This window comes from Amycolatopsis azurea DSM 43854 (assembly GCF_001995215.1).
GTDB lineage: Bacteria > Actinomycetota > Actinomycetes > Mycobacteriales > Pseudonocardiaceae > Amycolatopsis > Amycolatopsis azurea.
Map to the genome: position 1 here is coordinate 139,698 of NZ_MUXN01000003.1, position 26,137 is coordinate 165,834.

A 26,137-nucleotide genomic window follows, 5' to 3' on the forward strand; every position below is an offset into this window, starting at 1 on the left:
GAGATCAGGCGCCGGACGGCTTGCGGTCCTGAACCCGGCGGGCGACGGCGAGTGCGATCGGTGCCGCGAGCCAGCACAGGTAGGCGCCGCTGCCGTTGATCAGGAACGCGATGGGAATCGACACCCCGAACACGGCGGCCAGGCAGATGCTGCGCGTCAGGCTCTGGGCGAACACCCGGGGCGGGTCGTCGGTCCGCTGGAGGTGTCCGCGCCGGAGCTCCCGGATGATCAGCGCGAACGACGCGGACGCCAGAACCTGTACGAGCGCGTACAGGCTGAACCGGGGGGCGAAGGCACCGTCGGCGGTGAGCACCCGTGTCGCGAACGGCATCAGGACCTGCATGAACAGCCAGACCAGGTTGAGGCTGATCAGCCGGCCGTTCAGTGAGCGGACATGGGGGAAGATCTCGTGGTGGGCGCGCCAGTGCGCGGCGATCACCACGAAACTGAGCGCGAAGGCGATGTATTCCTTGCCGTGGTCCGACACCGAATTCAGCATGGCGTCGGTGGTGTCTCCGTGGGGGATCGGGAGATCGAGGGCCAGCAGGGTGAGTGCGATCGCGATCACCGCGTCGGCGAAGATGGTGAGCCGCTCGGCGGCGGCCTTTTCGATCGCTGGGGATGTCATGGTGAGGGCCGGCTTCCGTGGTCTCAGACCGCGATTTCCGCGGCCGGTCGTGGCGTGGTCTCGAAGCGCCGGGACCGCACGGCCAGGATGATCATGACCGCCGGGAGCAGGATGTCGGTGACGAGGACCCCGCCGGTGTTGCCGGGCGCGTGGTCACCGTTGGCGAACCACTGGTAGACGTGGCCGATCACGGCTCCCCAGAGGAACATCCCGCCGCCGATGCCGATCGTGATGCGCTCCCGCGCGGAGGCCGAGGCGGCCCGGAAACCCAGAAGGGCCATGCCGAGATTGGCGAAGGCGATCTCGAACAGGAAGGGCGTCCGGTCGAAGCCGATCGCCGTGGCCATGACGTCCGGGAAGGCGAGGAACGCGACCGTCATCCAGAGGCTGCCGCAGCCGAAGGCGCCGATGGCCCACCAGCGCTGCCAGATCTCGAGTCGTTCTCGCGGGGACGAGGCGTGGCGGGCCCGGATGGTGGCTCCGATGGCGGGCACCACGACCCAGACCAGGGGGAAGGCGGATTGGGCGAGGTAAGAGACGTTGTCCATGCCCTCAGTCTTAACCAGTTAATATTAACTTGTCAACACTCTGGTACGGTAAGGCCGTGGACGACGGACTCGCAGACTTGCTGCACCGCGTGGTCATGCTGATGGGTGAGGCGACCCGGCGGCGCACCGATGACCTCGACGGGCTGACCTACAGTCAGATACGGCTTCTCGGCACCTTGGAGGACATCGAGCCGGCGACGCAGCATCGGCTCGCGCAGGCGATGTCGGTGTCCGACCCGGCGATCAGCCGGGCACTGCGGCCGCTCGAAGCGGACGGCCTGGTGCGGATCGTCGTCGACCCCGAACACGCGCGGCGACGGCTGGTCCGGCTCACCGAGTCCGGCCGGAAAGCCTTCCATGAGGCCGGGAAGCCGCTCTACGACGAGTTCCGCACGGCACTCGTCGCGGCCGGATTCCCTTACGAGCGCTACCTCGAAGACACCCTTCGGCTGGCCGAAATCCTCACGCCCGACTGAGGGCGCCTCCGATTGCCTGATCGGTTCGCCCCGGCTGGCCGATCGTCTCCGAAGGCGCCGGATCCGCGCCGGGGGACCGAACCTGCCCGTACTTTGGTGTTCGTCGCACAAAAGGCGCGGTGGGGAGGAAACCTGATGGTGTCAGGGATAGCGAGCCGGCCCTCGATGTCACCGAGGCGGGCACGGTTCGTGCGGAACTGGACCGGCAGGCTGGTCGCGTTCGGCGAGTTCATCGACGGCTACGACCTGCTCGTCATCGGCGCCGCCGTCCTGTTCCTCAAGCCGTCGTTCCACCTCAGCGCGTCCCAGGTCGGGCTCGTGACCGCGGCGGCGTTCGTGGGCACGGCGCTCGGCCTGGTGGTCTTCGGCGATCTGTCCGACCGGTTCGGCCGCCGGGTGATCTTCATGATCAACCTGGTGGTCTTCGTAGTGGCCTCCCTCGCCGCCGCGTTCGTCCAGGACGTGTGGCAACTGGTCGCGGCCAGGTTCGTGCTCGGTGTCGCGGTGGGCATGGACATCCCGACCTCGCACGCCTTCCTCACCGAGATCGCGCCCAAGTCCCGGCGGGGCCGGATCGCGGGCAGCCTGCCCAACATGATGTGGCTGAGTGGCGCCATCACGTCGGTCCTGCTCGCTCTCGCGCTCCAGCCGTTGTTCGGCGACGAGACCTGGCGGTGGCTGTTCGGCCTGGCCGCGCTGCCCGCGGCGGCGGTGCTGGTGGCGCGGCAGTTCCTGCCGGAATCGCCCCGGTGGCTGAGCGCGCGCGGTCGTGTGGAGGAGGCGCGGCGGATCTACGACGCACTCGGGCTGGAACCGCCGAAGCGCGAGGTCTCCGAGAAGCGGAGCTACCGGATGCTGCTGGCCGGTGGCGCGTGGCGGCGGCTGGCGACGGTCACGGCGTTCTTCGCCATCCAGGCCTTCGGCGGCGCGGTGGCGACGGTCGCGGGACCGTTGATCATCAGCAGTACCGGCATCGGGGTCTCCAACACCCTGTACTTCTCCTTGCTGGGCTTCGTGGTGGGGCTGATCGCCGTGGTGGCCGGCGCCGCGGTCATCGACCGGATCAACCGACGCTGGCTGGGCGTGTGGACATGCCTCGGGGTGTTCGCCGCCGGGCTGGGCATCGCGTTCACCGGCGAGCGGGCAGGCGTCGGCCTGGTGGCCTTCTGGATCGTGTACGCCATGCTGACCTGGTTCGGCCCGGGCGTGCTGTCCTGGGTGTGGAGCACCGAGGCGTTCCCCACTTCGTTGCGGGGCCTGGGATCCGGGATCGCGCAGTGCGTGACGCGGCTCGCGATCGCGCTCAACGTGTTCCTGGCGCCCATGCTGGCGCAGAAACACGGCATCGCGGTCGTCGCGTGGTACGCGTGCGCGTTCCTGGTCAGCGCGCTGATCGTGGTGGTGTCGCCGTGGCTGGCCACGACCGGCGTCGAACTCGAGGAAACCAACGGTGTCGAGTCCGGAAAGCCGGAACGAGGATGAACCACCCAGGTCTCAGCGGAAGCCGGCCGCGTCAGGCGAGGCAGGCCAACACGGCCGCCGTGCTGCAGCTGCTCGTCCAGCGCGGTCCTCTGGCGCGCAGTGACATCGCGAAGGAACTGTCCCTCAACCACGGCAGCGTCAGCAGGATCCTCGAGCCTTTGCTGTCCGTCGGCGTCGTCCGTGAACTCGTCGAGCGGTCCACCGGTATCGGCAGGCCCAGGGTGCCGGTGGAGCTGGACTCGTCCAGCCGGTACGCGGTCGGCGTGCACCTCGGCCTCGAACGGACCACGGCCGGGCTGATCGACCTGGCCGGTCACTGCGTCAGGACGCACGTCGAGCACCGTGATCCGGCGGACAGCGCCGCCACGCTTCGGCAAGCCGCGGAACTCGCGGCCGGGATGGCGGATTCGGCGCCTGGTCCGGTGCTGGGCGTCGGAGTGGCGGTCGGCGGTGAGGTGGACCGGGCGGCAGGCCGGGTCGTGCGCAACGAAGTGCTGCGGTGGGACGACGTCCGGGTCGCCGACCCGATGCGGGAGCGGACCGGGCTCGATGTCGTGGTGGACGGCAACGTGTCCGCCCTGCTGGGCGCCGAGCTCACCTTCGGCGCCGGACTGGGACGGCACAGCGTGGCGTACCTGTTCATCGGCAACGTCGCGGAGACAGGGTTTCTGACGAGCTCGAACGGCATCATCCAGGGCGGCTTCGGCCGTCTCCTCGTGCCCGGGCCCACCGGCGGCGGTCACCGGCGCTTCGGCGAGTGCGGGACGGACGTGGCCTTGCTCGCCGCCGCCGGAAACGCCGGGCTCACGGTGACCTCCCTGGCGGACCTGATCCGGCTGGCGGACACGGATCCGGTCGCGTCCGGGCTTCTCGGGGCGCGCAGTGCCCAGGTGGCTCTGGTGGCGGACACGGTGTACGACCTGATGCGGCCGGACATGATCATCCTCGGGGGTAGCGGCGCGCCCTCGGACCGATGGCTCGAAGCAGTGCGCGATCGCGTCGAGACGGCACCGCCGCAGGCGCTGGTCCGGCCGCGGGCACCGGGCGATCCGCTGGTCGCCGCTGCGGCAGGACTCGTGGTGCGTGCCTTCTTCACCAGCGGGGAGCGGTCATGAGCGGCGTGGTGGTGCTCGGCGGCGCGGGCGGTATCGGCTCGGCCGTGGTGCGCGCGCTGCTGGCGGAGGGACGACCGGTCGCGGTGGTGGACGTCGCGCCACCGGAGCAGGCCGATGTGCCGTGGATCCGTGGCGACGCAAGCGATCCGGCCACGATCGACGCCGCTTTCGACGCGCTCGGCGGCGTGACCGGGCTGGTGCATTGCCTGCTTAGCGAGCATCGCGCCCCCCTCGCCGAGCAGACGGCGGACGCGCTGCGCAGGGTGCTGGACATCGGTGCGGTGTCCGCGCTGGAGCCGCTGCAGCAACTGGTCGCCCGCGCCGGGGGAAAGCCGTGCGCCGCGGTGCTGGTCAGTTCGATCCACGCGGGCCTGGCCTGGGGCGGGCAGGCGCCGTACGCGATGGCCAAGGCCGCGTTGGAGGCACTCGGCCGCGCGGCCGCGGTGGAATTCGGACCGCGCGGGCTCCGGTGCAACGTCGTCCGGCCGGGGTTCGTCATGGTGCCGCGTAACGCGCGTCGCTGGCAGGACGCGGACACTCGCGACGCGCTGACCGGGCTGCAGCCACTCGGCGAGCTCGCTCAGCCGGACGACGTCGCGCGCGTGGTCGCGTTCCTGCTCAGCGCTCAGGCCAGGGCCGTGTCCGGTGAGACTGTCACCGTCGACGGCGCGATGACCGCCGCACTGCCCGAGCCGCCGGCGACGTGATCCCTTGCTGGGCGATCACTCGTGATCAGATGGCGATCACGCGTGCTTAGAGACGCAACTCGCGTGATCAGAGACGTAACTCGCGTGATCGGGCGGCGATCATCGAGTTCGCTGTCTGATCACGCGAGTCACGTTCCTGATCACGCGAGTCACGCCTTCGCTCACCTTGGGGTCAGGCACCCCGGCCCAATGCCTGTCCGGTTATGCCTACCTCCGCCTGACCTGTGGCAGACGTCCGAGCCCACCAGGAGCATCAGTGGGTAAGCAAAGACGAGTCCGTCAAAACGCGACTTGCCCCTTGCCTTCTCGGCCCGAAGCCGCGTGGCGTGACAACCTCCTCCTTGAGTGCCGCTTTCCTGTTGACTAACTCGCCGATGGTCCATCGGTGTCGGCACCGAAGGGGCGTTGATCCAAATGGAGCAATCCTCAGGGGGTTGGTAGTCGGAAAACTGCTGCGCGTGCGTTTTAGGGGAAAGCGTTCACTCGTTGGGGTTGGCAACAAAGATCAAAAAAGCTCTCTGTGAGTTACAGAGCCTGTCCATTGGGTGATGACTGCCTGGGTGCGCTCTGGCTAGTCTGAGGGAAGCGTTCGGTAGCCCCGCTGGCGCGGCAGGGCGGAACGCGATGGTTATTCAGCCCCTCGGATAAGAAAAGGAAAATGCCATTGTAGCGATATTCGCAATCGGCTGTGGGACCCTGCTTTTGATCTATGTCGTGGCCGTTGTCGCGAAGCGGCCGGTCCGAGCCAAGGGCAGGCGATTCGAATTCGAGTCGGACGTCGGCCCGGTGCGTGAGCAGATCGCTCGCGAAGGCGACGACAAGCAGCCGAAATAGTCGAGCCCGGAGGGGAAACCCTCCGGGCTTCGGGCGTCGTGGAGTCGCGGTGAACCCGCTGCCAGGCAGGTCACCGGCTGTCAGGGGGAGGGAGGGCGGCCAAGGGCCGCGGATGCGCCGGTTCTTCTAAGGAGTCTCGCCGAGGTGGCTCAGAAAGGAGTTCCAGCTCTTCGGGGAGAATTCGAACGTCGGCTGGTTTTCCGCGCGGTCTTTGCTGTCGCGCAGCAGTACGGATTCATGCAGGATCCGTACTTCCACGCAGCTGCCTGCCGCATTTGAGTAGCTGCTTTTGAACCAGCCTCCCGGATTTTTCGTCGTCGGCGGAAGTTCGGTGTTGTTCAATCTAGTTCCCTGGCGTATCGGTGAATCATTTCCAGCGATTGCTGCTCGTCCAAGGCCTGTCCGAAGGCGTCGCTGTAGGTCAGCGTTATGTCCCGGATTTGCAGCGGGTTATCGATGATGTCCCAGGTTGTGACCGTCTCCTGCCATGCCACCGTTGGCAATCTCGCGTTGTCGAAATCGATCATGTGCACCGTGGACGCGCCGAAGAGCCCGCAGGATTTCGCGGTGAAAGGAATTATGCGAACCCTGATCCTTTCAGGGTTTCCTTCGATCATGTCCGCGAGGTGGTCGAGCTGGGCTCGCAGGATGGCGGGGCCGCCGATCTGCTGCCGGAGCGCGGCTTCGCTGATGATCGCGGTGATGTGAAGTGGGTTTTCGCCGGAGAGTCGCTCCTGTCTGTGCCGGCGGACCGCGACGCGCTGATCCACCTCTACTTTGCGGACGACGACCGCGGGCGTCATTATCGCCCTCGCGTAATCTTCGGTCTGCAGCAGGCCGGGAATGATCAGGCTCTCGTAGTCGCGGACGCCCTGGGCGCCCAGCTCGAGGCCGAACATGCGTTGGATCTCGCTGCCGAGGAAGCTGGAATACTGGGTCCACCAGCCGCGCTCTTTGGCCAGGTGCCGCAGATCGAGTAGCTCTTGTCGCTCGCCGTCGTCGAATTCGAGGAGTGTCAGAAGTCTGCTCAGGCTCTCCTCGGACAGGATCTTGCGTTCGTTTTCGACGGCGGACCAGTAGTTGCGCGAGAAGCCCAGCGTGGCTGTGATGGTCTTGACGTCGACGTTCAACTGGTCGCGGCGCCCGCGGAGCCGGAGAGCGAGCTCCCATGCCGCGACCACTGGGGATGCTGGCGGTGGCACTTCTCCCCCTTCGGGTCGTCGGTTATGCACAAGCTGGTTCATGTGCATGGTTACGGTAACCACACGAAACTCCGGGCACCGTAGCCGGAGGATACAACCAGAACTTATCGTTCTGGGTGACCTGGCAAGCCGACCGCCAGTCAAACCGCATCCTGTGAGTCGCGAGGGCCGCCGGAACCCCAGTCCGGCGCTCCCGTGGCCAGGGATCCCGACGTCTGGCCTCTTGGCGGTGCCGCCAGTTCGATGCTGCACGCCAACGGGGAGGAAGCAGATGTCAACTCCTGGTCACTACGAGTTCGAAGCCCATCCCGGGCCGTCCATAGTGGACGGCCATGCACTGTCGCCGTCGACGTTAAGTCTCGACGCCGGTCGCTCCGCGGCGCGGGAGTCGGTCGCCCGGGCCGCGGCCCACTGCACGATCGTCGCGGTCGACATCGAGGGCTTCGGGCAACGTCACCGCAGTAACGCGAACCGAGTGCGCATACGCCGCGGGCTCTACGAGGCGATGCGGGCGGCGTTCGAAGGCGCGGGGATCCCGTGGCTGTCGTGCCATCGCGAAGACCGTGGTGACGGCATCCTGATTCTCTGCCGTGCGGAGACGCCGAAAGCCCTGTTCGTCGACTCTCTTCCCGGCCACCTCGCACTGGAACTGACGAGACACAATTCGACGCATCCGCAGGAAGAGCAGATGCGCCTTCGGCTTGCCTTGCACGCGGGAGAGATCACCTACGACGACTACGGAGTCACCGGCTACTCGATAATCCACGCCTTCAGGATCCTCGACACGCCATCGCTCAAAGTGGCGCTCGCGGGCAGTTCGGCGATCCTCGCCATCATCGGCTCCGAGTGGTTTTTCGACGAAGTGATCCAGCACAGCGAATCCAGCAACGCGTCGTCGTACGTCCCCGTGGAGGTCAAAAACAAGGAGACGGAAACGCGAGGATGGACGGTCCTCGTCAGTGCCTCCAGCGCGTCTCGCCCCTTGAACGCGGGCTCGCGAATCCCGCGTCAAGGCTCTTGTACACGACCGACGCGACGGGGTCCAAGACGATAGGCGCGGACCCGGGAGGACGGGGCCACCTACTTTCGTCGATCGTCGTGGACGGGAAATTACCATTTACCGTTTGGAAAAAGCGCGTATCGAGAAGTGGTCCCGTCGCCACGGCCACTACCAGCGACTTTTCGGTGGAAACGGTCATTCGAACGGGATAGGGAGGCGGCCCCTGACGCGACCGCGTCGACCGGCGACCTACGTGAGTAGGTTTCGTTCGACGGCCAGGGATCCCTACCTTCCGTGAGGACTCGTCCAAAGGGGACCCGGAAGGAACGCACTATGAAGGCACGTTTCATGGCCGCCGGACTGGCGGCCGCGGCTTGCGGAATCGCCGTGATCACCGCCGTACCGGCGAGCGCCGACCCGATCACGCCGAAGATCATCGGCGGGCAGCCGGCGGACCAGGTCTACTCGTTCATGGTTTCGCTGCAGTCCAGCGGCAGCCACTTCTGCGGCGGATCGCTGATCAGCGAGGAGTGGGTGCTCACCGCCGCGCACTGCGTGGTGGACGGCACGCCGGAGCAGGTCAAAATGAGGATCGGCACCAAGACCTGGGCCCAGGGCGGGGAGGAGGCCCAGGCCGCGGAGATCAAGGTGCACCCGGACTACGACGGCCAGAAGCCCGGCGCGGACATCGCACTGGTCAAGCTGGCGGCGAAGGCCACCTCCAAGCCGATCCAGCTCGCCGACAAGGCCGACCCGGGCACCGAGTCGCGGATCATCGGCTGGGGCCAGACCTGCCCGACCCGGGGTTGCGGTGAGGTCCCCGACGAGCTGCAGCAGCTGGACACCAAGGTGCTCGAAGCCGACAAGTGCACCGACATCGACGGCAAGGTCGAGCTGTGCACGGACAACCCGAACCAGAATTCGGGTGCCTGCTACGGCGACTCCGGCGGACCGCAGATCGTGAAGAGCGGCGAGGAATGGCGGCTCATCGGCGACACCAGCCGCAGTGGCAACGGTGACGCCACCTGCGCGACCGGACCGTCCATCTACACCTCGGTGGTGGCCTACAAGGACTGGGTGGCGCAGACCACCGGCGGTGGTGCCGACCTTCGCTGACAGGTCCGGCTCCCTCGGCTGAGCCCGGAACGTCCACAATGGACGTTCCGGGCTCAGGGACCGTTGTGGATGAGCGAAGCCCACAGGTCCGGGCGATCCGGGTGTTCGGCGCGCAGATCCAGGGTGGCCTGCCGGACGGCGTGGGCGGCGGAGCCGGCGGAAGGGGTTCCGTCCAGGTGCCGGTAGATCTCGCGCGCGGCCGTGGCCGCGACGTCGTCGGCGATCGGCCACAGCGTGGCGATGACGTGCCGGAAGCCCGCCATCTGGAAGGCCGACGCCAGGTGCAGCGACTCGTCGGCCTGGGTGATGCCCGGGTTCGCGGTCGAACAGGCGGACAGGTAGGCCAGCTCGGCGTCGGCCAGCCGCAGACGGCTGATCTCGGACAGCGTCAGGATTTCGTCGTGGAGCTGGAGCCCGCTTCGGGACGGGACGAGCAGATCGGCGTCGGCGTGACAGGCGAAATGGGCCCACGTCGCTTGTCGCAGCGCGGTGCGCACGGCGTCGGCCGTGGCGTGTTCGTCGACCAGCAGCGGGAGGTCCGGATGGGCGCCGTGGAGGTGTTCCGCTTCGCCGGCGGTGGCCGGTAGCGGAGTCGCGCCCGGGGCGTCGCGGACGGCGACGGTCAGTTGCCTGCGTCCGGCCGACGGCGGACGGGATCGGGCGTGGGACAACGTCCGCAGGGTCGCGGTGTAGGAGGAGACCACCGCGTCGAGAGCGCCCGGTTCGCCGGGACGTCCGGCGGCGTGCCACGGGAACAGGCCGAGCAGATCGGTGGGCATCCACCAGACCCGTCGCGCGGTGGGCAGAGCGGCCAGGATCGGGGCGACGGCGACGTCCCACAGCCAGCCGGTGATGTCCGGGACGACCCGCCGCCGGTGCAGCGCGGCCGCGAACCCGCTTCGCTGGTTGACGTCGATGAGGTGCTGGACCCGCTCGTGCAGTCCGGCGCCGCCGAGGCCGGGCAGCCGGACGAGGATCGGGTCGCCGGTGGCGGTGACGATGATCGCCTCGCCCTGACGGAGATTCGTGTTGACCAGGACCACCACGCCGTCGGCCGCCGCCGTCCGGAGTTCGGAAAACGTCCGCGCCGTAACGGAATCCGTGTCGACGTCGAGTTCGGCGGCGAGCAGGACGCCGCGTCCGCGCTCGGCCGTCTCGACGGCACCCGCCGGATCGCCGACGGCGCAGTGCGCGGCGATGCTTTCCCGTACCAGCCCGGTGTACTGGCCTATCCGGTATTCGCGGTCGCGCCAGTCCGCGCCCGACGGCGGGAGCGACGACAGCAGCGCGGTGGCCGAGTCCAGCAGCGTCGCGGCACGGCGGTGGTCACCGAGCACCGTCGCCACCCGGCCCGCCACGTGGAAGGAGCGGACCTGCTGCGTCGTCGAAGCCGTGGCGGCCGATTCGGTGATCACGTCGATGAGCGGGCCGAGGCGGTCCCTGTCCACGGGACGGCCCGTGGTGTCGGCGAACTGGTGGTGCGCCTGGCCGAGGTTCGTGGCCACCCTGGCCAGTTCGGGATGCGCGGCGGGCAGGCACGCCAGCGCCTGCTCCTGGAACCCGATGCCGCGCCGCATGTCCGCCTCGTCGGCGGAATGCCGGTGCCGGAGCTGGTAGACGGTGTTGAGATCGGACAGGCAGCGATACCGGGTGGGGTGATCGGCGGGCAGCGTGTCCAGCGCCAGATGGGCGAGTTCGATCGCTCGATCCAGATTCGCGACGTCGCCGTGGTGTTTGAACTGGTCCCGGTAGGCGGCGGACACCGTCCGGACGGTGACGATCCGGGTCGGGTCGTCGGCCGGGATGGCGGCCAGCGCCCGCTCACCCAGCTCGATGGCGTGCGCGCGGTCGGCGGACGCCTCGGTGTGCTCGGCCCGGCTCCCGTAGGCGACGCAGAGATTGGACAGTGACGTGACGCGGGTCGGATGACCTTCGGGCAGCAGCGCGAGCGCTTCCTCGTCGACGTCGATGGCCTGCTGGAGATCCGAAAGCAGGCCGGTGTGCTCGTAGAGCCGTTGCAGCGCGGGGCTGAGGTTGCCCAGCGCGCTCGCCTTGTCCGGTGAACCGGCAGGGCTCGCCGCGGCCGCCTGCCTGCCGTAGCCGATCGCGCGCCGTAGCTGCGCCAGGTCCCGCGTCGCCTCGTAGAGGTGGCGACAGGCCAGGTTGAGCATGGACGCCGGGATGGCCCGGCGCGCGTCGTCTTCGGGCAGCGACGCCAACGCCCGCTCGCCGGATTCCACGGCCCGGCTCAGATCGCCGACGTCGCCGAGCCGTTGGTACCGCTCGCGGTACATCACGCAGAGGTCGGTCAACGGCTTGAACAGGTCCGGTTCCGCCGCGAGTGCCCGCTCCTCGAAATCGATGGCCTGCCGCAGATCGGCGACGTCGCCCAGGCGTTCGTACCGCCGGAACCGGATCGAACCGACCCTGGCCAGGCAGCTCGCGTGGTCCGGATCCCCGGAGGCGGTGAGGGCCAAGGCCTGTTCGGCGTGGTCGATCGCGGTGCCCAGGTCACCGATGTCGCCGGTTCTGATCGACCGATCGCAATAGGTGTCGGCGAGATTGGCCAGACCCGCCGCGCGCAAGGGAGCGTCGTCGGGACTCGAGGTCACCGCCGCCGTGGTCAGTTCGATCGAGCGGGTCAGGTCCGTCGTCGCGTCGGTCCTTCCGTGGCGGGAGCGATAGGCCACGCCGAGATTCGACAGGATCCCCGCACGTTCCGGATGCCCCGTGGGGAGGACTCGGATCGCGCGTTCCCCGGTTTCGATGGTCCGCTCGAGATCGTCCATCCGGCGGGTGCGCCGATAACGCCACTGGAGGCCCACGATGAGCAGCGCGACCCGGCTGCCTGCCCGGGGATCGCCGGCGTCGGTCGCCGCCGACAGCAACATGATCCCGGCGTCGAGCAACTCCGGTTCGGGGGAGCGCGAGCCTGCCAGCAGCAGATCGCGTCCCACTTCGGCTTGAGCGTTCGCCTCGGCCGCCGGGCCGATCAGCGTCCGGACCGGTTCGGGCAGCGCGGCGGGTTGATCCGCCAGCCGGGTGAGAAAGACGAGCGCCTTGGCCAGCTCCGCGTATTTGGCGTCCGTCCCCAGAACGGAGCAACGGAAGAAACGCCACCAGCCGAGTACCTGGCACGCCGCGGCCCACTGATCATCGTTGCCGGACAACGCGATCGGAATCACTTCGGTCGCGTCGGCCGCGGCGTCGGACGTGAACAACGACTCCGGCTTGCGTGACCGTTGGAATTCGGCCAACCGTGCGGACAACCGATTCAGCGCCTCATGATGTGCCACCAGCCGATACCGTACCCAATCAAGGCACCGAGCGGGGAGGAACCGGATGGATGACGCCGAACGGCGAGTGGTGGCACGGTTCTGCCTCGATCTGCCGGATCTGCGCGCCGAGGTCGCGCGGCTCGACGAGACGAAACGCGGGCAGCTGACCCGGATCGAACGGGCCGCGGCCGAGGGGCGGCCGATCTCCGGTCTGCTCAGCCGGTACTTCGGCATCGACCCGGCCACCGGAAACCGTTCGCTGCACGGCGGATTGCCCGGCGCGGGCGCCGGACGGGCACATGAGGAACTGTTCGGGTGCCCGCTCGGTCATTGCTCGCGCGAGGAACGGCCGGTGCCCGCCGGGCCGGTGCCCCGCTGCCTGCTGACCGGCTCGGCGATGAAGCGCCTTCGATGAGCGACTTCTTCAAGGAACTGGCGAAAACCCTCGCGCAACGGTGGGTCGGACTGCTGGCCGTGCCCGGCGCGCTGTTCGTCGTCGGCGCGCTCCTCGGTGCCCGGCTGGGGCACGCGCACGCGCTGGACCTGTCGATGGCGTCGCAGGTGTTCACGACGACGGCGACGTCCGTCGCGGGCCGGGCGGGCACCGTGCAGGTGGTCGTGCTCGTCGTGGCCCTGCTCGCGTCGGCCGGGGTCGGCCTGCTGGTCCAGGCGATGGCGGGGGTCACCCGAAGACTGTGGCTGGGGCAGTGGCCGGGAGGGATCCTGACGGCCCGGCGCGTCCGGAAGTGGGAACGGCGTCTGGGGCACCGGCAGGAGCTGGAGGCCGCGGAACCCGCGGTGGCCCGAAGCGCTTCGGCGCAACACGAGATCGATCGTGCCTCCGCGCGGATGAACGCGGTCGCGATGGCGCGGCCGGGCAGGCCCACCTGGATGGGGGACCGGATCCACGCCGTGGAAGCGATCGCGGCCGGGCGCTACGGCCTGGATCTCCCGTTCGCGTGGCCCCGCCTGTGGCTCACCATGCCGGAGACCGCCCGCGCCGAGATCTCCGCCGCGAACGGGGCGTTCGCGGCGGCGGTCACGGTCGCCAGCTGGGCCTGGCCGACGCTGCTGCTCGGCGTGTTCTGGTGGCCCGCGATCGTGGTGGCGGTGGTGATCGGCACGACGGGCTGGGTCCGCGGCCGGGCCGCGATCACCGATCTGACCGCGCTGGCCGAGTCCGCGCTGGACCTGTACGGCTGCGCGCTGGCGACCGCGGCCGGTGTCGAGACCCAGCGACCGGCCGGGCCATTGGAGGTCGACGAAGGCGCGCGGGTGTCCGCGATCTTCCGCAAGGGCCGCTGAACCAGGACGGGGCCTGACACCGGCCCCAGGAACGGGGTCGTGAGTGGTAAGTGTCGTTATCACCCCACGTCGGGTCGGCGTGAGTGTCCCGAGCGCCACGCCCGGGACACTCACCGTCTCGAACGTGGCGCCCGCGACGTACTGCCCTGACGTTCGGGACGGCGCATTCAGGCAGGCGACACCGGAAGGCACTGGCCGGGGTGGTCGCGAGTGGCGACTCGGGTTCCCTTGAGGGGTTAGGCGAACGTGGCGTGTTCGCTCGACCGTACGCCGGTCTCGGGTGTCGCGAAAGCCACTTTCGGGACACTTCCGGCCCCATCGTCCACGAGGATCGCAAGGCCCGGGATGGAGGGGACTTTCCGCGCGTGCGATGAGGGGAAAGTCGTCCTCATCACTCACGAGAAGGGGCCCCCGGCCTGCGGCGCCCTCCACCGGAACCTTCGAAACCTGACGCCCCGAACCCGGCCTGACACCGACCCCGGGAGCTGAATGCGCTCTCGACTGTCCACAAGGGACAAAACCTTTAGTCAGAGTGCCCGACTTGGGCACTTTGGGCGACTTTTCAACGGGGTCGTGAGTGGCAAAGAGGGTTATTGAGCAGAAAGGCAAAGGTGTCCTGTCAGGTGCCAAGTCCGTGAAGGCCTCCTTGAGGGACCCAGAGTCCCTCAAGGAGGCCTTCACGGACCGGTGTTCGGTCGCGACCAGCGTGGTGAAGGGGGCTTTCCCCTCACCGCACGAGCGGAAAGTCCCCTTCACCCCGGGTCATCCGTCCTCGTGGGCGGCGGAGTCCCCGAGCGTTGCGAAAGTGGCTTTCGCAACACCCGAAGTCGGCGTACGGGCGAGCGACTGAACACGCCACATTTGCCTTACCCCTCAATAGAACCCTCTTTGCCACTCACGACCTCACTCGAAAACGCATTTAAAGGCATTAATCGGACATGCATTCGCCCTTGAGTGTCCCATGTGGGCACTCGGGGGTGGGCACCGGCGTCAGGTCGCGCCGCAGGGCTCTACTTTGAAGCCGTCGGGAGAGGGGCCCGCTGGACAGCGGGCTCGGACACGCCACATTCGCCTTACCCCTCGATAAACTCAAGCTAGGCGGGGAGTGCCATCCGGTGATGGCAGGCTTCGATGAGCGGATACGACTCGTGGTGCCGCCCTTGCCGTTCCAAGGCGGCGACCGCGACCGAGGTCTCGACCAGGGCCGCGCACCGTTCCCCGCGGCGGAGGGCGAACGCCCGGAGGGCTTCCGGGACGTCCGGGCGATCATCGAGCTCCCGCGCCAGGATCACGCCGTCTTCGATGGCGAGGGCGGCCCCGGAAGCGGTTTGCGGCGAGGGCGCGTGCGCGGCGTCGCCGATGATGACGCCGGGGCCGCCGGACCACGACGATGCGGTGAGCGTGGTCCGCACGGGCCGCCGGATCACCGAATCGGATCGTGCGACCAGGGAACGGAGTTCGGCGGCACGGCCGGTGAAGGAGGCCATCAGATCTTCCATCCGCGGAGCGGGCTCGTCTTCCGGGCGGACGTCGTTCTCGGTGAGGAAGACGTACGCCTGGCCGGGTGAGATCGGCACGACTCCCGTCTGATGACCGGTACCGGCGAAAGTGTGGATGCCGGTGGCCCATCCGGGGCGCGGGATCAGGGCACGCCAGACCTGCTGGCCGTGATAGCGGATCGGGGTGGGGCGGCCGATGAGGTCACGGACGGCGGAGCGGATCCCGTCGGCGCCGACGAGCAGGTCGACGGTCCGCGTCGTCGCATCGGTCAGTTCGGCACGCGCCCGGCCGTTTTCGAGGCCCAGGCGGGAAACGCTGAGTCCGAAGTGGATCCGGGTGCCGAGCCGCAGTGCTTCGGCGCGCAGGATCCGGTGCAGTTCCGGGCGCGCGATCCCCGCCATCGCCGGGCGGTCACGGCCGATCAGGCGCGGGAATTCGAACGTGCTCTCCGCTCCGTCCGGGGCGGTGTTGGTGACGACGCTCATGCCGTATCCGGCGGCGAGGCACCGATCGGTCAGGCCCAGGTCGTCGAGCGCCCGCAGCGAGGGGCCGGTCAAACTCAGCCCCCAGCCCGCGGAGGTGCCCTCGGCGTCCTTTTCGACGATCTCGACAAGCCATCCGCGGCGGCGGAGCGCACTCGCCGCGGTCAGTCCCGCGATCCCGGCGCCGACGATCAGTGCCGAACGCGTGCCGTTCTTGATGTCCATCCGGTCAAGTTAGGCAGGCGGCCTCGCGTTCGTGCTCCGGTTCCGGCAAGGGCTGTCCGGTTCCGGCAACGGATCGCCCGATGCCATGATCGTCCGGGAGGTGAGCGATGGCGTCGGGTCCTCTTCGCGATTTCGTCATCACGAAGTCCGGCAATCCGGTGAACCTGCTCCACGCGGCGTCCCGGCTCTTCGGCGGTGAGGTCACCACCAGCCCGATCGGTCCCTTCTCCGACGGTGAGCACGAGGTCCGCGGTGTCGCGGGCCCGGACTTCACCGTCGGCTACTTCGCCTCGCCGCTGGCCGTCCGGGTCGGCGCGGTGCCCGGCAGGGATTCGTACTTCGTGAACCTGGGCCTCGCCGGTGAGGTCTGGGCGAGCAGCGGCGACGGGCGAGCCGTTCTCGGCCGGACGCTGGCCGGGGTGGTCAACCCGGGTGACGTCCAGGAACTGCGCCCGAAGCAGCCGGGCACGGAATGCCTCGGCCTGCGGATCGGCGCCGGGCTCGTCCGCCGGGAGTACGCGGCGCTCACCGGGCGCCCGGTGAGCGCCGCCGTGCGTTTCGACCTTCCGCTCGACCTTTCCGGGGCGCGGGGCAAGACGGTGAAGCTGCTGATCGGGTCCTTGATCGAGCAGCTCGGCTCCGGCGATCCGCTGCTCCAGCGGGAAGAACTACGACGAAGCCAATTGCGCTGCATCGCGACCGCGTTGCTGCTGGCCCAGCCGCACACCCACAGCGCCACGCTGCGCGGCGTTCCCGCGACCCCGCATCCCCGGGCGCTGCGGGCGGCCGTCGCCTTCGTCGAAGCCAATCTGGCGGAGCCGATCTCCCTCGGCCGGATCGCCGAGGCCGCCGGATGCGGCGCGAGGACGATCAGCGGGCTGTTCCGGGAAGAACTCGGGACCACTCCGATGGGCTATGTCCGCGGCCTCCGGTTGGACCGGATCCGGCACGAACTGCTCTCGACCGGCGACCGGGTCGGGGAAATAGCGTATCGCTGGGGTGTGACCCACCTCGGCCGATTCGCGGGCGACTATCGTTCCCGGTTCGGTGAGCTCCCATCGGACACCGCCGCCCGGCGGTAGTGGAATTGAGCGTGAAAATTGTCACGGCGTGAAAAGAATTCCGGACGAGCGCGTTGGTCGGAATGGAGTAATGCTCACGAATTATAGGTCGGCGCGCCACGAAGCCGGTAATTGCGGCGCACGCTGGTGCCCTTGCTGAGGTCGGCGCCGTAGACGTGCAGAGTGATGGCGACGGTCCCGCCTGCGTTGTGCACCTGGTGGATGTCGTCGGGCGGCGCGACCCCGCTGACCGAGCCGGTGGGGCGCTGCCGCTGCGCTGTCCGGACCAGCCGGTCGTCCTTGATGTCGAAGATGTTCTCCGTCTCGGTCCCTTGGAGCACAAGGAAAGTGCACCACACCAGATGGTCGTGGATCTCGGTGCGCTGGCCGGGCCGCCAGACCAGGGCGGTGATCGAGAAGTCGTCTTCCGCGTGCAGGGTGTTGCGGGTGTATCCCGTCGCGGACCCTTCCCGTTCCTCGGCGGTGAGCAGGGCCGTGGTCGGCCGGAGTTCGGTGAGAACGGAGGCCACGGCCTGTGCGGTGACAAGGGGTTCGTGCGTTCTTCCGGTGCACAGGCGAAGCCGTTTTATCAGCTCGGAGAGGCCGGGTCTGACATTGGTGGAAGCGGCGGTCATCGGTGTTCTCCTTCCGGTCGCTTCCCATCGTGGTCCGGGCTCCGGTGGACGTCCAATGACGACGTTGTTCCGTTTTCATAGGTACTCTTTATGTATGCTGAATCTGGTCCAGCTCACGGTGCTGGCGGCCGTCGCCAGACACGGTTCGATGACCGCGGCGGCGAAGGAACTGCATTACACCCAACCGGCGGTGAGTCACCATCTCGCGAGGTTGGAAGCCACCACCGGCGCGAAACTGATCCAGCGGATCGGCCGCGGTATCCGGCTCACCCCGGAAGGGAAGCTGCTGGCCGCCCGTGCGGCCGAGATCGTCGGCCGGGTCGAAGGCGCCGAGGCCGAATTGGCCGCGCAGGTCGGATTACGGGCGGGGAGGGTCCGGCTGGCCGGGTTCCAGTCGATCCTGAGCACCATCGTTCCCGGGGCGGCCGCCGCGCTGGCCCGCGCGCACCCCGGGATCGAGCTGGGGCTGGTCGACGAGCAGCCGGGCGAAGCGCTGCGCATGCTGCGGGAAGGGCGGATCGACGTCGCCTTGATCTTCCGGTACGCGGACACGCCGCGCGAGGAACAGGGGCTACGGCTGGTCCACCTGCTCGAAGACCCGATCTACCTGATCTCCAGCGAACCAGGGCAGACCGTCGCCGACCACCGTGACTCCACCTGGATCGGCGGCTGCGGCCGATGCCAGGACGAACTCGTCACCCTCTGCGGCCGCGCCGGGTTCGCGCCGCGGATCTCCTTGGTGAGCGACGACATGGTCGTCATGCAGGCGCTGGTCGCCGCCAGGATGGGCGTCACGACGCTGCCCAGGCTGGCGCTGCGCGCGCACCGGCTGCCGGGGATCCACGCGACCGAGCTGGCCGAAGATCCTCGCCAGATCTACGCCGCCACGTATGGCGATCCGCCGGATCCGCCTGCCGCCGCCGCGCTCATCCACGCGCTTCAGGCCAGTATCGAATCCTGCTGATCCGCCAGGGCCCGCTCGACGGAAGCGCCGATGGCCAGCAGTTTCCGGTCTTCGCCGAGCGCGCCGTCGAGTGCCAGCCCGGCGGGCAGGCCGTTCCGGTCGCGCCCCATCGGGACGGTCAAACCGGGGAAACCCGCGATGCTGCCGTGCTGGCAGTTGCGGATGAAGGTCGGGAAAGTCGGGACCGCCCGTCCGCGGAGGACGAAGCTCTCGACGGCCGAGAACTCCTTGGCCGTCGCCGGTGTCGTGGGGAACGCCAGCGCGTCGATGCCGGTCTCGCGGAAGATCCTCGCGTAGGTGCCGCGCAAGGCGGAGCGGGTGGCGAGGGCCGCTTCGTAAACGGCCGGATCGACACCTGGCATGACCGAGCCGGCGAAGATCTCCCGGACGTCGGCCGCGGCGACCTCGCGGACGAGCCTCTCGAACGAGACGCCGGGCACGTGTTCCCCGAGGTACGCCCGGAGCCCGATGCCCGCTTCGTGGACCACCAGTGGCATGCCCTGGTCGGCGCTGAGTTCGGCGAGCGCGGTGTCGTCGACGGGCACCAGCGTGACGCCTTCCGCGCGCAGGCGGAACAGCGCGGACTCCCATAGCTCTTCGACGTCGTCCTCCAGATCGCCGGTCAGGAAGCCGTGCGGCACACCCAGCCGGACCGCGGACGGCGGGATCCCGTCGAGGGGTTCCGGTTTCTCGGCCGCGAGGATCGAGTCCAGGAGCGCGAGATCGGTGACGGTGCGGGCGATCGGTCCTGCCGTGTCCCGGGTGCTGCTCAACGGCGTCATGCCGTCGGACGGGTAGCGGCCCGTGGTGGGCCGGAAACCGCGAACGCCGTTGAGCGCGGCGGGGACGCGCACCGAGCCCCCGGTGTCGGTGCCCAGGCCTGCCGAGACGATGCCCGCCGCGACGGCGACCGCGGTCCCGCCACTGCTTCCCCCGGCGAAGCGGAACGGATCGCGGGCGTTGCGGACCGGTCCGACCGGTGTCGTGTCGCAGGTGATGCCGAACGCGAGTTCGTGCATGGTCGCCTTGCCGATGACGACGGCGCCCGCGTCGATCAGCCGCCGGACCACGCTCGCGTGCTCGCGGGGGACGTGGTCCTTCAGCGCCGGGGTGCCCGCGGTGTTCGGCATGCCCGCGACGTGGATGTTGTCCTTGACGGCCATCGGGACGCCCGCCAGCGGACCCGCCGGCCGCCACGAGGGGTCTTCCGGCGTGAGGTGGGCGATGGCGTGGAGATCCTGGACTTCTTCCGCCCGCGAACGGCTTTCCGTGACGCTCCAGGCTCTTCTCACGGCGTCAGCTTAGCGTGAAAAGAGCCCTGCTTGCCGATAAGGACAATCATTTGTTTTAAGCCCCCGGCCGGTGGCGCCACCGGCGGCGCTTTGGTCCTTTGTGGACTAGCGGTGGCCGTCGATCCGATCGGGCCTCGGGTGATCGGATGCCGCACACCCGAGTTCGCCGCCCGATCACGCGAGTTCCGCCTCCGATCACGTGAGTTCGCCGTCTGATCACGAATCGTCACTCGCGACCACCCCGCGGCCTGGTCGCTCCGGCGAGAGCTGGTGTTGCGAAAGCCACTTTCGCAACCTTCAACGTTGCGAAAGTGGCTTTCGCAACCCTGTCCGGCGAGACCGACCTGCCCGGTGAGCCCAGTCGAATACGGGTCCGCCGGAAACACGAATCGTCACTCGCGACCACCCGGACCGGCGGATTTCCGCCGCCGTCGTTTGACCGGGTCCAGACACGCTCCTATCGTTTTCGGTGATGTCCGACTTCGAGGCACGGCTGCGGGCGGTTTCGTTGCGCGTGACGCGGCCTCGGCTGGCCGTGCTCGCGGCGCTGCGCGATCATCCGCACGTCGATACCGAAACGGTGATAGCACTGGTGCGGGCGGACCTTCCCACGGTCTCGCACCAGGCGGTCTACGACGTGCTGCGGGCGCTCACCGAAGCCGGGCTGATCCGGCGCATCCAGCCCGCCGGCGCGCTCGCCCGCTACGAGACCCGGGTGGGGGACAACCACCACCACGTCGTGTGCCGTTCGTGCGGCGCGATCGCGGACGTCGACTGCGCCGTCGGCCACGCCCCTTGTCTCAGTGCCTCACGCGACCACGGTTTCGTGATCGACGAGGCGGAGGTCGTCTACTGGGGTGTCTGCCCCGGCTGCGCGGCCGAACCCGTCCAGCGATGATTTTCGCCTGCCCGGAAGGAAGAAAATGAGTGACACACCGGAGAAGGGCTGCCCTGTGGCCCAAGACTCCGTGACAGCGCACGGAAGCGAGAGCGAGAACCCGGCGATCGATTCGCCCGCACCGAAGGGCGCTCGCCCGCGCACCAACAAGGACTGGTGGCCCAACCAGCTCGACCTGTCGGTGCTGCACGTCCACTCGTCGAAGGCCAACCCGCTCGGCGCGGATTTCAGCTACGCCGACGAGTTCGCGAAGCTCGATGTCGAAGCCCTCAAACGGGACGTCGTCGAGGTGCTCACCACCTCGCAGGACTGGTGGCCCGCCGACTTCGGCCACTACGGCGGCCTGATGATCCGGATGAGCTGGCACGCCGCGGGCACGTACCGCATCCACGACGGCCGCGGCGGGGCCGGTGACGGCGGTCAGCGGTTCGCCCCGCTCAACAGCTGGCCGGACAACGCGAATCTCGACAAGGCTCGGCGGCTGCTGTGGCCGGTCAAGGAAAAGTACGGCCAGCAGGTCTCGTGGGCCGACCTGCTGGTGCTCGCGGGCAACGTCGCGCTGGAGTCGATGGGTTTCAAGACGTTCGGCTTCGGCTTCGGCCGTGTGGACACCTGGGAACCCGAGGAGATCTTCTGGGGCCCGGAAGCCGACTGGCTGGGTGAAGCGCGCTACGCCGGTGAATCCGAGATGGTGCCGGACGTCGGCGCGACGGAGATGGGCCTCATCTACGTCAATCCCGAGGGACCGCGCGGCAACGCGGATCCGGCCGCGGCGGCGCATTTCATCCGCGAGACCTTCGCCCGGATGGCGATGAACGACGAAGAGACCGTCGCGCTCATCGCCGGTGGCCACACCTTCGGCAAGACGCACGGCGCGGGCGACGCCGACGAGCACGTGGGCCCGGAACCCGAAGCCGCCCCGATCGAGGCGCAGGGTCTCGGCTGGCTGAGCACCTACGGGAGCGGCAAGGGCACCGACACGATCACCAGCGGCCTCGAAGTGACGTGGACCGACGTGCCGACGCGGTGGAGCAACCGGTTCTTCGAGATCCTCTTCGGCTACGAGTGGGAGCTCACCACGAGCCCGGGTGGCGCCAAGCAGTACGTCGCCAAGGACGCCGACGCGATCATCCCGGACGCCCAGGACCCGGCCAAGAAGCACAAGCCGACCATGCTCACGACGGATCTGGCGCTGCGCGTCGACCCGGCGTACGAGAAGATCTCGCGCCGTTTCCTGGAGCACCCGGACGAGTTCGCCCTGGCGTTCGCCAAGGCCTGGTACAAGCTGCTGCACCGCGACATGGGCCCGGTCAGCCGCTTCCTGGGCCCGTGGGTGCCCGAACCGCAGCTGTGGCAGGACCCGGTGCCCGATGTCGACCACGACCTCGTGGGCGACGCCGACATCGCCGCACTCAAGACGAAGGTGCTCGAATCCGGTCTCACCGTCGCCCAGCTGGCCGGCACCGCGTGGGCGGCCGCGGCGAGCTTCCGGTCCACCGACAAACGCGGCGGGCCCAACGGCGCCCGGATCCGTCTCGAACCCCAGCGCGGCTGGGAGGTCAACGAGCCGAAACGGCTCGCGGGCGTCCTGGAGACGCTGGAAGGCATCCGGAGCGAGTTCACCGGCTCCGGCGGCGCCAAGATCTCGCTGGCCGACCTGATCGTGCTGGCGGGCTCCGCAGCCGTCGAGAAGGCGGCGCGCGACGCGGGCACCGAGGTGACCGTGCCGTTCCACCCGGGCCGTACCGACGCCGCGCAGGAGGACACCGACGTCGAATCGTTCGCGCTGCTCGAACCGCGCGCCGACGGGTTCCGCAACTACCTGCGTCCCGGCGAGAAACAGCAGCCGGAGGTGCTGCTCGTCGAGCGCGCGTACATGCTCGGCCTGACCGCGCCCGAGATGACCGTCCTCACCGGCGGTCTGCGCTCCCTCGGGATCAACCACGGCGAGACCCGGCACGGCGTCCTCACCGACCGGCCCGGCGTGCTCACCAACGACTTCTTCACCAACCTGCTCTCGCCCGGCACGCGGTGGAAGGTGTCGGAGTCCGAGGAGAACGTGTACGAGATCCGCGACGCGGCCACGGACCAGGTGAAGTGGACCGCCACCGCGGTCGACCTCGTCTTCGGCTCCAACTCCCAGTTGAGGGCGCTCGCCGAGGTCTACGCGGGCCGGAGCGCCCGCGAGCGGTTCGCCGCCGACTTCGCCGCGGCCTGGACGAAGGTCATGGAACTCGACCGGTTCGACCTCGGCTGAAGCGCGTTCACGGAGTGTCGAGTTCGGTGTGCCGGGCCGCGAGGGTGCGGGCGAGTTCGGCGAGTTTGACGTTGAGGTCCTGGGAGGTGCGGCGCAGCAGATCGAAGGCCTCGTCGGCGGTCAGTCCTCGTCGTTGCATGAGGATCCCTTTCGCCTGCCCGATGACGTCGCGGGATTCGACGGCCAGCCGGAGGTGACTCGCCTCCAGTTCGGCCCGGCCGACGGCAGTGGTGCTCGCCAGGGCGAGCGAGCCGTGGGTGGCCAGCAGCAGCGCGGTGTCCTGAGCCAGGGAGTCGAGAGCGCCGGGGCGATGGCTGTAGATGTTCAGCGCCCCGGGCAGCCTCGGCGGCGTCGCGTCCGGCACCAGGACGGTGGACAGGATCGCGGTGTAGCCGTGCCGTACGGCGGCCTCGGAGAAGTCCGGCCACCTCTTCTCCGTCGCCAGGTCCTCGCTGCGGATGTAACCCGGGCTCCCGCTGTCCGCCGCATCGACGCAAGGGCCGGTCCCGGCGCGGTACTGCACCTCGTCGAGCTTCAGGGCGATCTCGCCGGTCGACACCGGGGTGTGGAAGGTCCCGTCCGGGGCCCGGAGCGTGATCGACACCAGATCCGCGCCCGGCACCACCCGGTACGCGGCGTCGATGACCTGTTCGAGGACCTGGGCCGGGGTCGAGGCGGCCAGCAGCAGGCGGGTGAGCTCGACGAACTGCTCGGCCAGCGGGCCCGCCGACGCGTCACCGCCCGCGCCGAATTCGGCCTTGTCACGCTGCCACAGTCGTTCGTCCGCCATCAGTGACCATTCAGTAGGGTTCCGTGTCCTTCACCGGATACCCCGTGACGCCCGCCCCCAATCGAGCCCTCCGCGGACGAGGCCTCAGGGCTCGACCCGCTTGCGCAGGAGGCAGAACACGTTCCCCTCGGGGTCGGCGAGCACGTGCCACGACTCTTCCCCGGTCTGGCCGACGTCGGCGGGCCGCGCACCGGCGGCGAGCAGCCGTTCCAGCTCGGCGTCCTGATCGCGGTCGGTGGGGTTCACGTCGAGGTGCAGCGGGAGTTTGCCGGGCTTCGGGTCGTCGCTGCGGCTCAGGATCAGGGTGGGCTGCGGGCCGCCGAACCCGACGCCGGGCGGGCCGATCTCGATGTCTTCGCCGTCTTTGCCGATCTCGACGTATCCGAGCACTTCGCACCAGAACGCGGCCATCCGGACCGGATCGGCGCAGTCGAGGATGAGTTCGGTGATACGGCAGGCCATGGTGCGAGGGTAACCGGGTTCGGGCTCGTACAAGTCCGTGAAGGCCTCCTTGAGGGACCCAGGGTCCCTCAAGGAGGCCTTCACGGACCTCGTCGGTCCCTACTGGCAGGCTTCGCAGTCCGGGTCGTCGATGCGGCACGCCGCACCGTCGGTCAGCGGGAAGTCGAAGTCGTCCAGCGCGGGGACGGCCAGCGTGGTCTCTTCCGGCGTGGCGGTAGCGGACATGTCACTCCCTAGAGGTACGGAACGGGTCTTATCTCTCTGTAGCGCTGAAGATCGCCCGTCATTCCGTGACCCGCGCCACAGCGTCAGACGGCCGCCAGCTCCTTGCCGGGCAGCATTCCGTTGGGGATGTCGGTGACGCGCCAGGACTCCACGGACAGCTGGACGGTCTCGATGGGCGTGTCCAGGAACGGCGCCACGTACGGCACCTTCGCCACGAGCAGGTCGCGGGCGGTCTGGGCCCGTTCGCCGTCGAGGATCTCCGCGCGGACCATGGCCTGGAGGAACGGGTCGGCGGGTGAGCCGGTGGAGACGATGACCGAGGCCACCGGGTTGTGCCGCAGGGCGGCGAGCGTGCGACCTCGTCGCTCCAGCACGAGAACGAGGGTGAAGAGGTCGGACTCGGCGAAGAAGACGCCGTTCACCCAAGGGCCGGACTCGCCGGAGGTGGCGAGGTACAGCGACTGGTGGGCGGCCAGCGTGTTCCGCGCGAGGGCGGAGACATCGGTCGTGGACATGGCGGAACTAGATCCCGAGTGGCCGGTGGCCTCAAGTCCGACAATCCCATCGGGCGATTTTGGCTACTTAGTGGCGAAAGGCAGGGTGTCCTGTCGGCCGAGTGTCCGTGAAGGCCTCCTTCCCTACTCTGAAGGTAGGGAAGGGGGCCTTCACGGGCAGGTACAGGCCTGTGCTGGTGCGGCAGCCGATTCCGCACAGGCGCGTGGCCTCGCAAGTGGTGTTGCGAAAGCCACTTTCGCAACCTTCAACGTTGTGAAAGTGGCTTTCGCAACGCGGCCTCCCGCATGCCCGCCGCCGGGCCGGGTGGGTCGGTAAATGCTGGTCCGCTCTAACCGGCCTGGCCACTCACGACCAGCTGGAACAACGCTTCCGCCTGGTCCACCGCCTCGGCGAGGACGCCGGGATCCGCCCGCAGACCGGCGACGATCGCGTCGACCTCGCGCAATCCCGCCCGCCCCAGCAGCCGCTTCTCGTTGGTGACCCACTCGCCACGTGCCGCGAGTACCGCGTGCGCGGTCTCCATGGCGGCGGTCGCCAGCGCGCCCGCGACCTCCGTGGCCTGCCCGCGCGGGACGAAGGCGCCGCGCGTGTAGCGCAGGGTCAGCTCCGCGCGGCCCCGCCACATCGGCGGAGCCGTCTCCCGCAACGCTTCCGGGTACTCCGGCCGCGGCAGCTCGCCGCGCAGCACCCGGTTGACGGCGAGTTCGGCGACGGGCAGATAGCTCGGGACGCCCGCGAGGTGGAACATCAACGGCTCCCAGTGGAACCGGCCCTGCCGTGCTTCGGCGAGCTGGTGTTCGACGGCGTCGAGGTCGCGATAGTGGACGTCGACCTGCCTGCCGTCGATCGTGAGCCAAGCGCCGCCGTTGAACACGCCGCCGCCCCACGCGCCGATCTCGGAGACCTCGCCTTCCCAGCCGACGGCGCGCAGAGCCGCGGGATCGAAGCCGCCGCGGTAGTAGACGGCGAAATCCCAGTCGCTGCCGGGGCCGTGGGTGTCCTGGGCGCGTGAGCCACCGAGGGTGACGGCGTGCACGGCGGGCAGCGCGGCCAGGGTGTCGGCCACGTGGGCAAGAAAGGTGTCGTCGTTCATCGCGCGAACGATCTTAGGGTCGTCGCCGGGCGGACGCGACGGGTTT

General features: G+C 68.8%; 25 protein-coding genes. 12 read left to right on the forward strand and 13 right to left on the reverse strand.

All coding sequences use genetic code 11. The annotated features are described in order from the left end of the window. Nucleotides 1-4: 4 nt before the first annotated feature. Both B0293_RS06115 and B0293_RS06120 read right to left on the reverse strand, forming a co-directional pair. Nucleotides 5-628, reverse strand: coding sequence for a TMEM175 family protein (locus tag B0293_RS06115; protein ID WP_005162114.1), 624 nt, complete (start codon nt 626-628; stop codon nt 5-7). A gap of 23 nt (nt 629-651) precedes the next feature. Then, nucleotides 652-1,176: a DUF6790 family protein gene (locus B0293_RS06120; protein ID WP_005162116.1), complete on the reverse strand. Its 525-nt coding sequence runs from the start codon at nt 1,174-1,176 to the stop codon at nt 652-654. A 56-nt stretch (nt 1,177-1,232) separates the two neighbouring features. On the opposite strand from B0293_RS06120, the gene B0293_RS06125 reads away from it, so the two are divergent. The 4 genes from B0293_RS06125 to B0293_RS06140 all read left to right on the forward strand — a co-directional run bounded on the left by B0293_RS06125 (nt 1,233) and on the right by B0293_RS06140 (nt 4,956). Further along, nucleotides 1,233-1,652 (forward strand): MarR family winged helix-turn-helix transcriptional regulator, encoded by a 420-nt coding sequence (locus B0293_RS06125; protein ID WP_005162119.1) that lies wholly within the window; start codon nt 1,233-1,235, stop codon nt 1,650-1,652. 189 nt (nt 1,653-1,841) lie between these two features. Then, nucleotides 1,842-3,134 carry an MFS transporter gene (locus tag B0293_RS06130; protein ID WP_245192013.1) on the forward strand — a complete coding sequence of 431 codons (1,293 nt, stop codon included), beginning with the start codon at nt 1,842-1,844 and terminating at the stop codon, nt 3,132-3,134. Then, on the forward strand, nt 3,131-4,249 hold the full coding sequence (locus tag B0293_RS06135) for an ROK family transcriptional regulator (RefSeq protein ID WP_063936656.1): 1,119 nt from the start codon (nt 3,131-3,133) through the stop codon (nt 4,247-4,249). The genes B0293_RS06130 and B0293_RS06135 overlap by 4 nt, the downstream gene beginning before the upstream one ends. Continuing rightward, nucleotides 4,246-4,956: an SDR family NAD(P)-dependent oxidoreductase gene (locus tag B0293_RS06140; protein WP_005162127.1), complete on the forward strand. Its 711-nt coding sequence runs from the start codon at nt 4,246-4,248 to the stop codon at nt 4,954-4,956. Before B0293_RS06135 ends, B0293_RS06140 begins: the two co-directional genes overlap by 4 nt. Nucleotides 4,957-5,916: 960 nt before the next feature. Here B0293_RS06140 and B0293_RS06145 read toward each other — a convergent pair. Both B0293_RS06145 and B0293_RS06150 read right to left on the reverse strand, forming a co-directional pair. Beyond that, nucleotides 5,917-6,132 (reverse strand): DUF397 domain-containing protein, encoded by a 216-nt coding sequence (locus tag B0293_RS06145; RefSeq protein WP_039919046.1) that lies wholly within the window; start codon nt 6,130-6,132, stop codon nt 5,917-5,919. Beyond that, nucleotides 6,129-7,034, reverse strand: a complete 906-nt coding sequence (locus B0293_RS06150; protein WP_052014529.1) for a helix-turn-helix domain-containing protein — start codon at nt 7,032-7,034, stop codon at nt 6,129-6,131. The genes B0293_RS06145 and B0293_RS06150 overlap by 4 nt, the downstream gene beginning before the upstream one ends. 229 nt (nt 7,035-7,263) lie before the next feature. Between B0293_RS06150 and B0293_RS06155 the strand changes: the two genes are divergently transcribed. Both B0293_RS06155 and B0293_RS06160 read left to right on the forward strand, forming a co-directional pair. Then, entirely contained in the window at nt 7,264-8,046 is a 783-nt protein-coding gene (locus B0293_RS06155) for a hypothetical protein (protein WP_005162135.1), read from the forward strand. Nucleotides 8,047-8,325: 279 nt separating this feature from the next. Further along, a complete protein-coding gene (locus tag B0293_RS06160; protein ID WP_005162138.1) occupies nt 8,326-9,108 on the forward strand; it encodes a S1 family peptidase in 783 nt (260 codons plus the stop codon). A gap of 53 nt (nt 9,109-9,161) precedes the next feature. Here the strand turns inward: B0293_RS06160 and B0293_RS06165 are convergent, their stop codons facing one another. Then, nucleotides 9,162-12,404 carry a CHAT domain-containing protein gene (locus B0293_RS06165; protein ID WP_005162142.1) on the reverse strand — a complete coding sequence of 1,081 codons (3,243 nt, stop codon included), beginning with the start codon at nt 12,402-12,404 and terminating at the stop codon, nt 9,162-9,164. A gap of 46 nt (nt 12,405-12,450) precedes the next feature. On the opposite strand from B0293_RS06165, the gene B0293_RS06170 reads away from it, so the two are divergent. Then, nucleotides 12,451-12,801 carry a hypothetical protein gene (locus B0293_RS06170; RefSeq protein ID WP_005162145.1) on the forward strand — a complete coding sequence of 117 codons (351 nt, stop codon included), beginning with the start codon at nt 12,451-12,453 and terminating at the stop codon, nt 12,799-12,801. Further along, nucleotides 12,798-13,691, forward strand: coding sequence for a hypothetical protein (locus tag B0293_RS06175; RefSeq protein ID WP_005162148.1), 894 nt, complete (start codon nt 12,798-12,800; stop codon nt 13,689-13,691). The genes B0293_RS06170 and B0293_RS06175 overlap by 4 nt, the downstream gene beginning before the upstream one ends. A 1,094-nt stretch (nt 13,692-14,785) precedes the next feature. On the opposite strand, the gene B0293_RS06180 is transcribed toward B0293_RS06175, so the two are convergent. Next, nucleotides 14,786-15,898 carry an FAD-dependent monooxygenase gene (locus B0293_RS06180; protein WP_005159705.1) on the reverse strand — a complete coding sequence of 371 codons (1,113 nt, stop codon included), beginning with the start codon at nt 15,896-15,898 and terminating at the stop codon, nt 14,786-14,788. 107 nt (nt 15,899-16,005) lie between these two features. On the opposite strand from B0293_RS06180, the gene B0293_RS06185 reads away from it, so the two are divergent. Continuing rightward, nucleotides 16,006-16,980: an AraC family transcriptional regulator gene (locus B0293_RS06185; protein WP_005159702.1), complete on the forward strand. Its 975-nt coding sequence runs from the start codon at nt 16,006-16,008 to the stop codon at nt 16,978-16,980. Between the two features lie 74 nt (nt 16,981-17,054). On the opposite strand, the gene B0293_RS06190 is transcribed toward B0293_RS06185, so the two are convergent. Beyond that, nucleotides 17,055-17,594, reverse strand: coding sequence for a cysteine dioxygenase family protein (locus B0293_RS06190; RefSeq protein ID WP_005159700.1), 540 nt, complete (start codon nt 17,592-17,594; stop codon nt 17,055-17,057). Nucleotides 17,595-17,688: 94 nt separating this feature from the next. Between B0293_RS06190 and B0293_RS06195 the strand changes: the two genes are divergently transcribed. Continuing rightward, complete coding sequence (locus tag B0293_RS06195; protein WP_005159696.1) at nt 17,689-18,558, forward strand: LysR family transcriptional regulator; 870 nt, start codon at nt 17,689-17,691, stop codon at nt 18,556-18,558. Here B0293_RS06195 and B0293_RS06200 read toward each other — a convergent pair. Beyond that, nucleotides 18,534-19,850 carry an amidase family protein gene (locus B0293_RS06200; protein WP_005159695.1) on the reverse strand — a complete coding sequence of 439 codons (1,317 nt, stop codon included), beginning with the start codon at nt 19,848-19,850 and terminating at the stop codon, nt 18,534-18,536. The genes B0293_RS06195 and B0293_RS06200 overlap by 25 nt on opposite strands. Before the next feature lie 472 nt (nt 19,851-20,322). Between B0293_RS06200 and B0293_RS06205 the strand changes: the two genes are divergently transcribed. Together B0293_RS06205 and katG are read left to right on the forward strand one after the other, a co-directional pair. Next, complete coding sequence (locus B0293_RS06205; protein WP_085939687.1) at nt 20,323-20,748, forward strand: Fur family transcriptional regulator; 426 nt, start codon at nt 20,323-20,325, stop codon at nt 20,746-20,748. A 25-nt stretch (nt 20,749-20,773) separates the two neighbouring features. After that, nucleotides 20,774-23,005 carry a catalase/peroxidase HPI gene (katG, locus tag B0293_RS06210; protein ID WP_005159691.1) on the forward strand — a complete coding sequence of 744 codons (2,232 nt, stop codon included), beginning with the start codon at nt 20,774-20,776 and terminating at the stop codon, nt 23,003-23,005. A gap of 7 nt (nt 23,006-23,012) precedes the next feature. Here katG and B0293_RS06215 read toward each other — a convergent pair whose 3' ends face one another. The 5 genes from B0293_RS06215 to B0293_RS06230 all read right to left on the reverse strand — a co-directional run bounded on the left by B0293_RS06215 (nt 23,013) and on the right by B0293_RS06230 (nt 26,091). Then, the gene (locus tag B0293_RS06215; protein ID WP_005159690.1) at nt 23,013-23,795 is read right to left on the reverse strand and encodes a GAF and ANTAR domain-containing protein; all 783 of its coding nucleotides are present in this window, start codon (nt 23,793-23,795) and stop codon (nt 23,013-23,015) included. A gap of 84 nt (nt 23,796-23,879) precedes the next feature. Beyond that, nucleotides 23,880-24,257, reverse strand: coding sequence for a VOC family protein (locus B0293_RS06220; protein WP_039918696.1), 378 nt, complete (start codon nt 24,255-24,257; stop codon nt 23,880-23,882). Nucleotides 24,258-24,356: 99 nt separating this feature from the next. After that, nucleotides 24,357-24,482: a hypothetical protein gene (locus B0293_RS44670; protein WP_005159680.1), complete on the reverse strand. Its 126-nt coding sequence runs from the start codon at nt 24,480-24,482 to the stop codon at nt 24,357-24,359. Between the two features lie 83 nt (nt 24,483-24,565). Then, nucleotides 24,566-24,997 (reverse strand): pyridoxamine 5'-phosphate oxidase family protein, encoded by a 432-nt coding sequence (locus B0293_RS06225; RefSeq protein WP_005159678.1) that lies wholly within the window; start codon nt 24,995-24,997, stop codon nt 24,566-24,568. 329 nt (nt 24,998-25,326) lie between these two features. Continuing rightward, entirely contained in the window at nt 25,327-26,091 is a 765-nt protein-coding gene (locus B0293_RS06230) for a nucleotidyltransferase domain-containing protein (RefSeq protein WP_005159675.1), read from the reverse strand. Nucleotides 26,092-26,137: the final 46 nt, after the last annotated feature.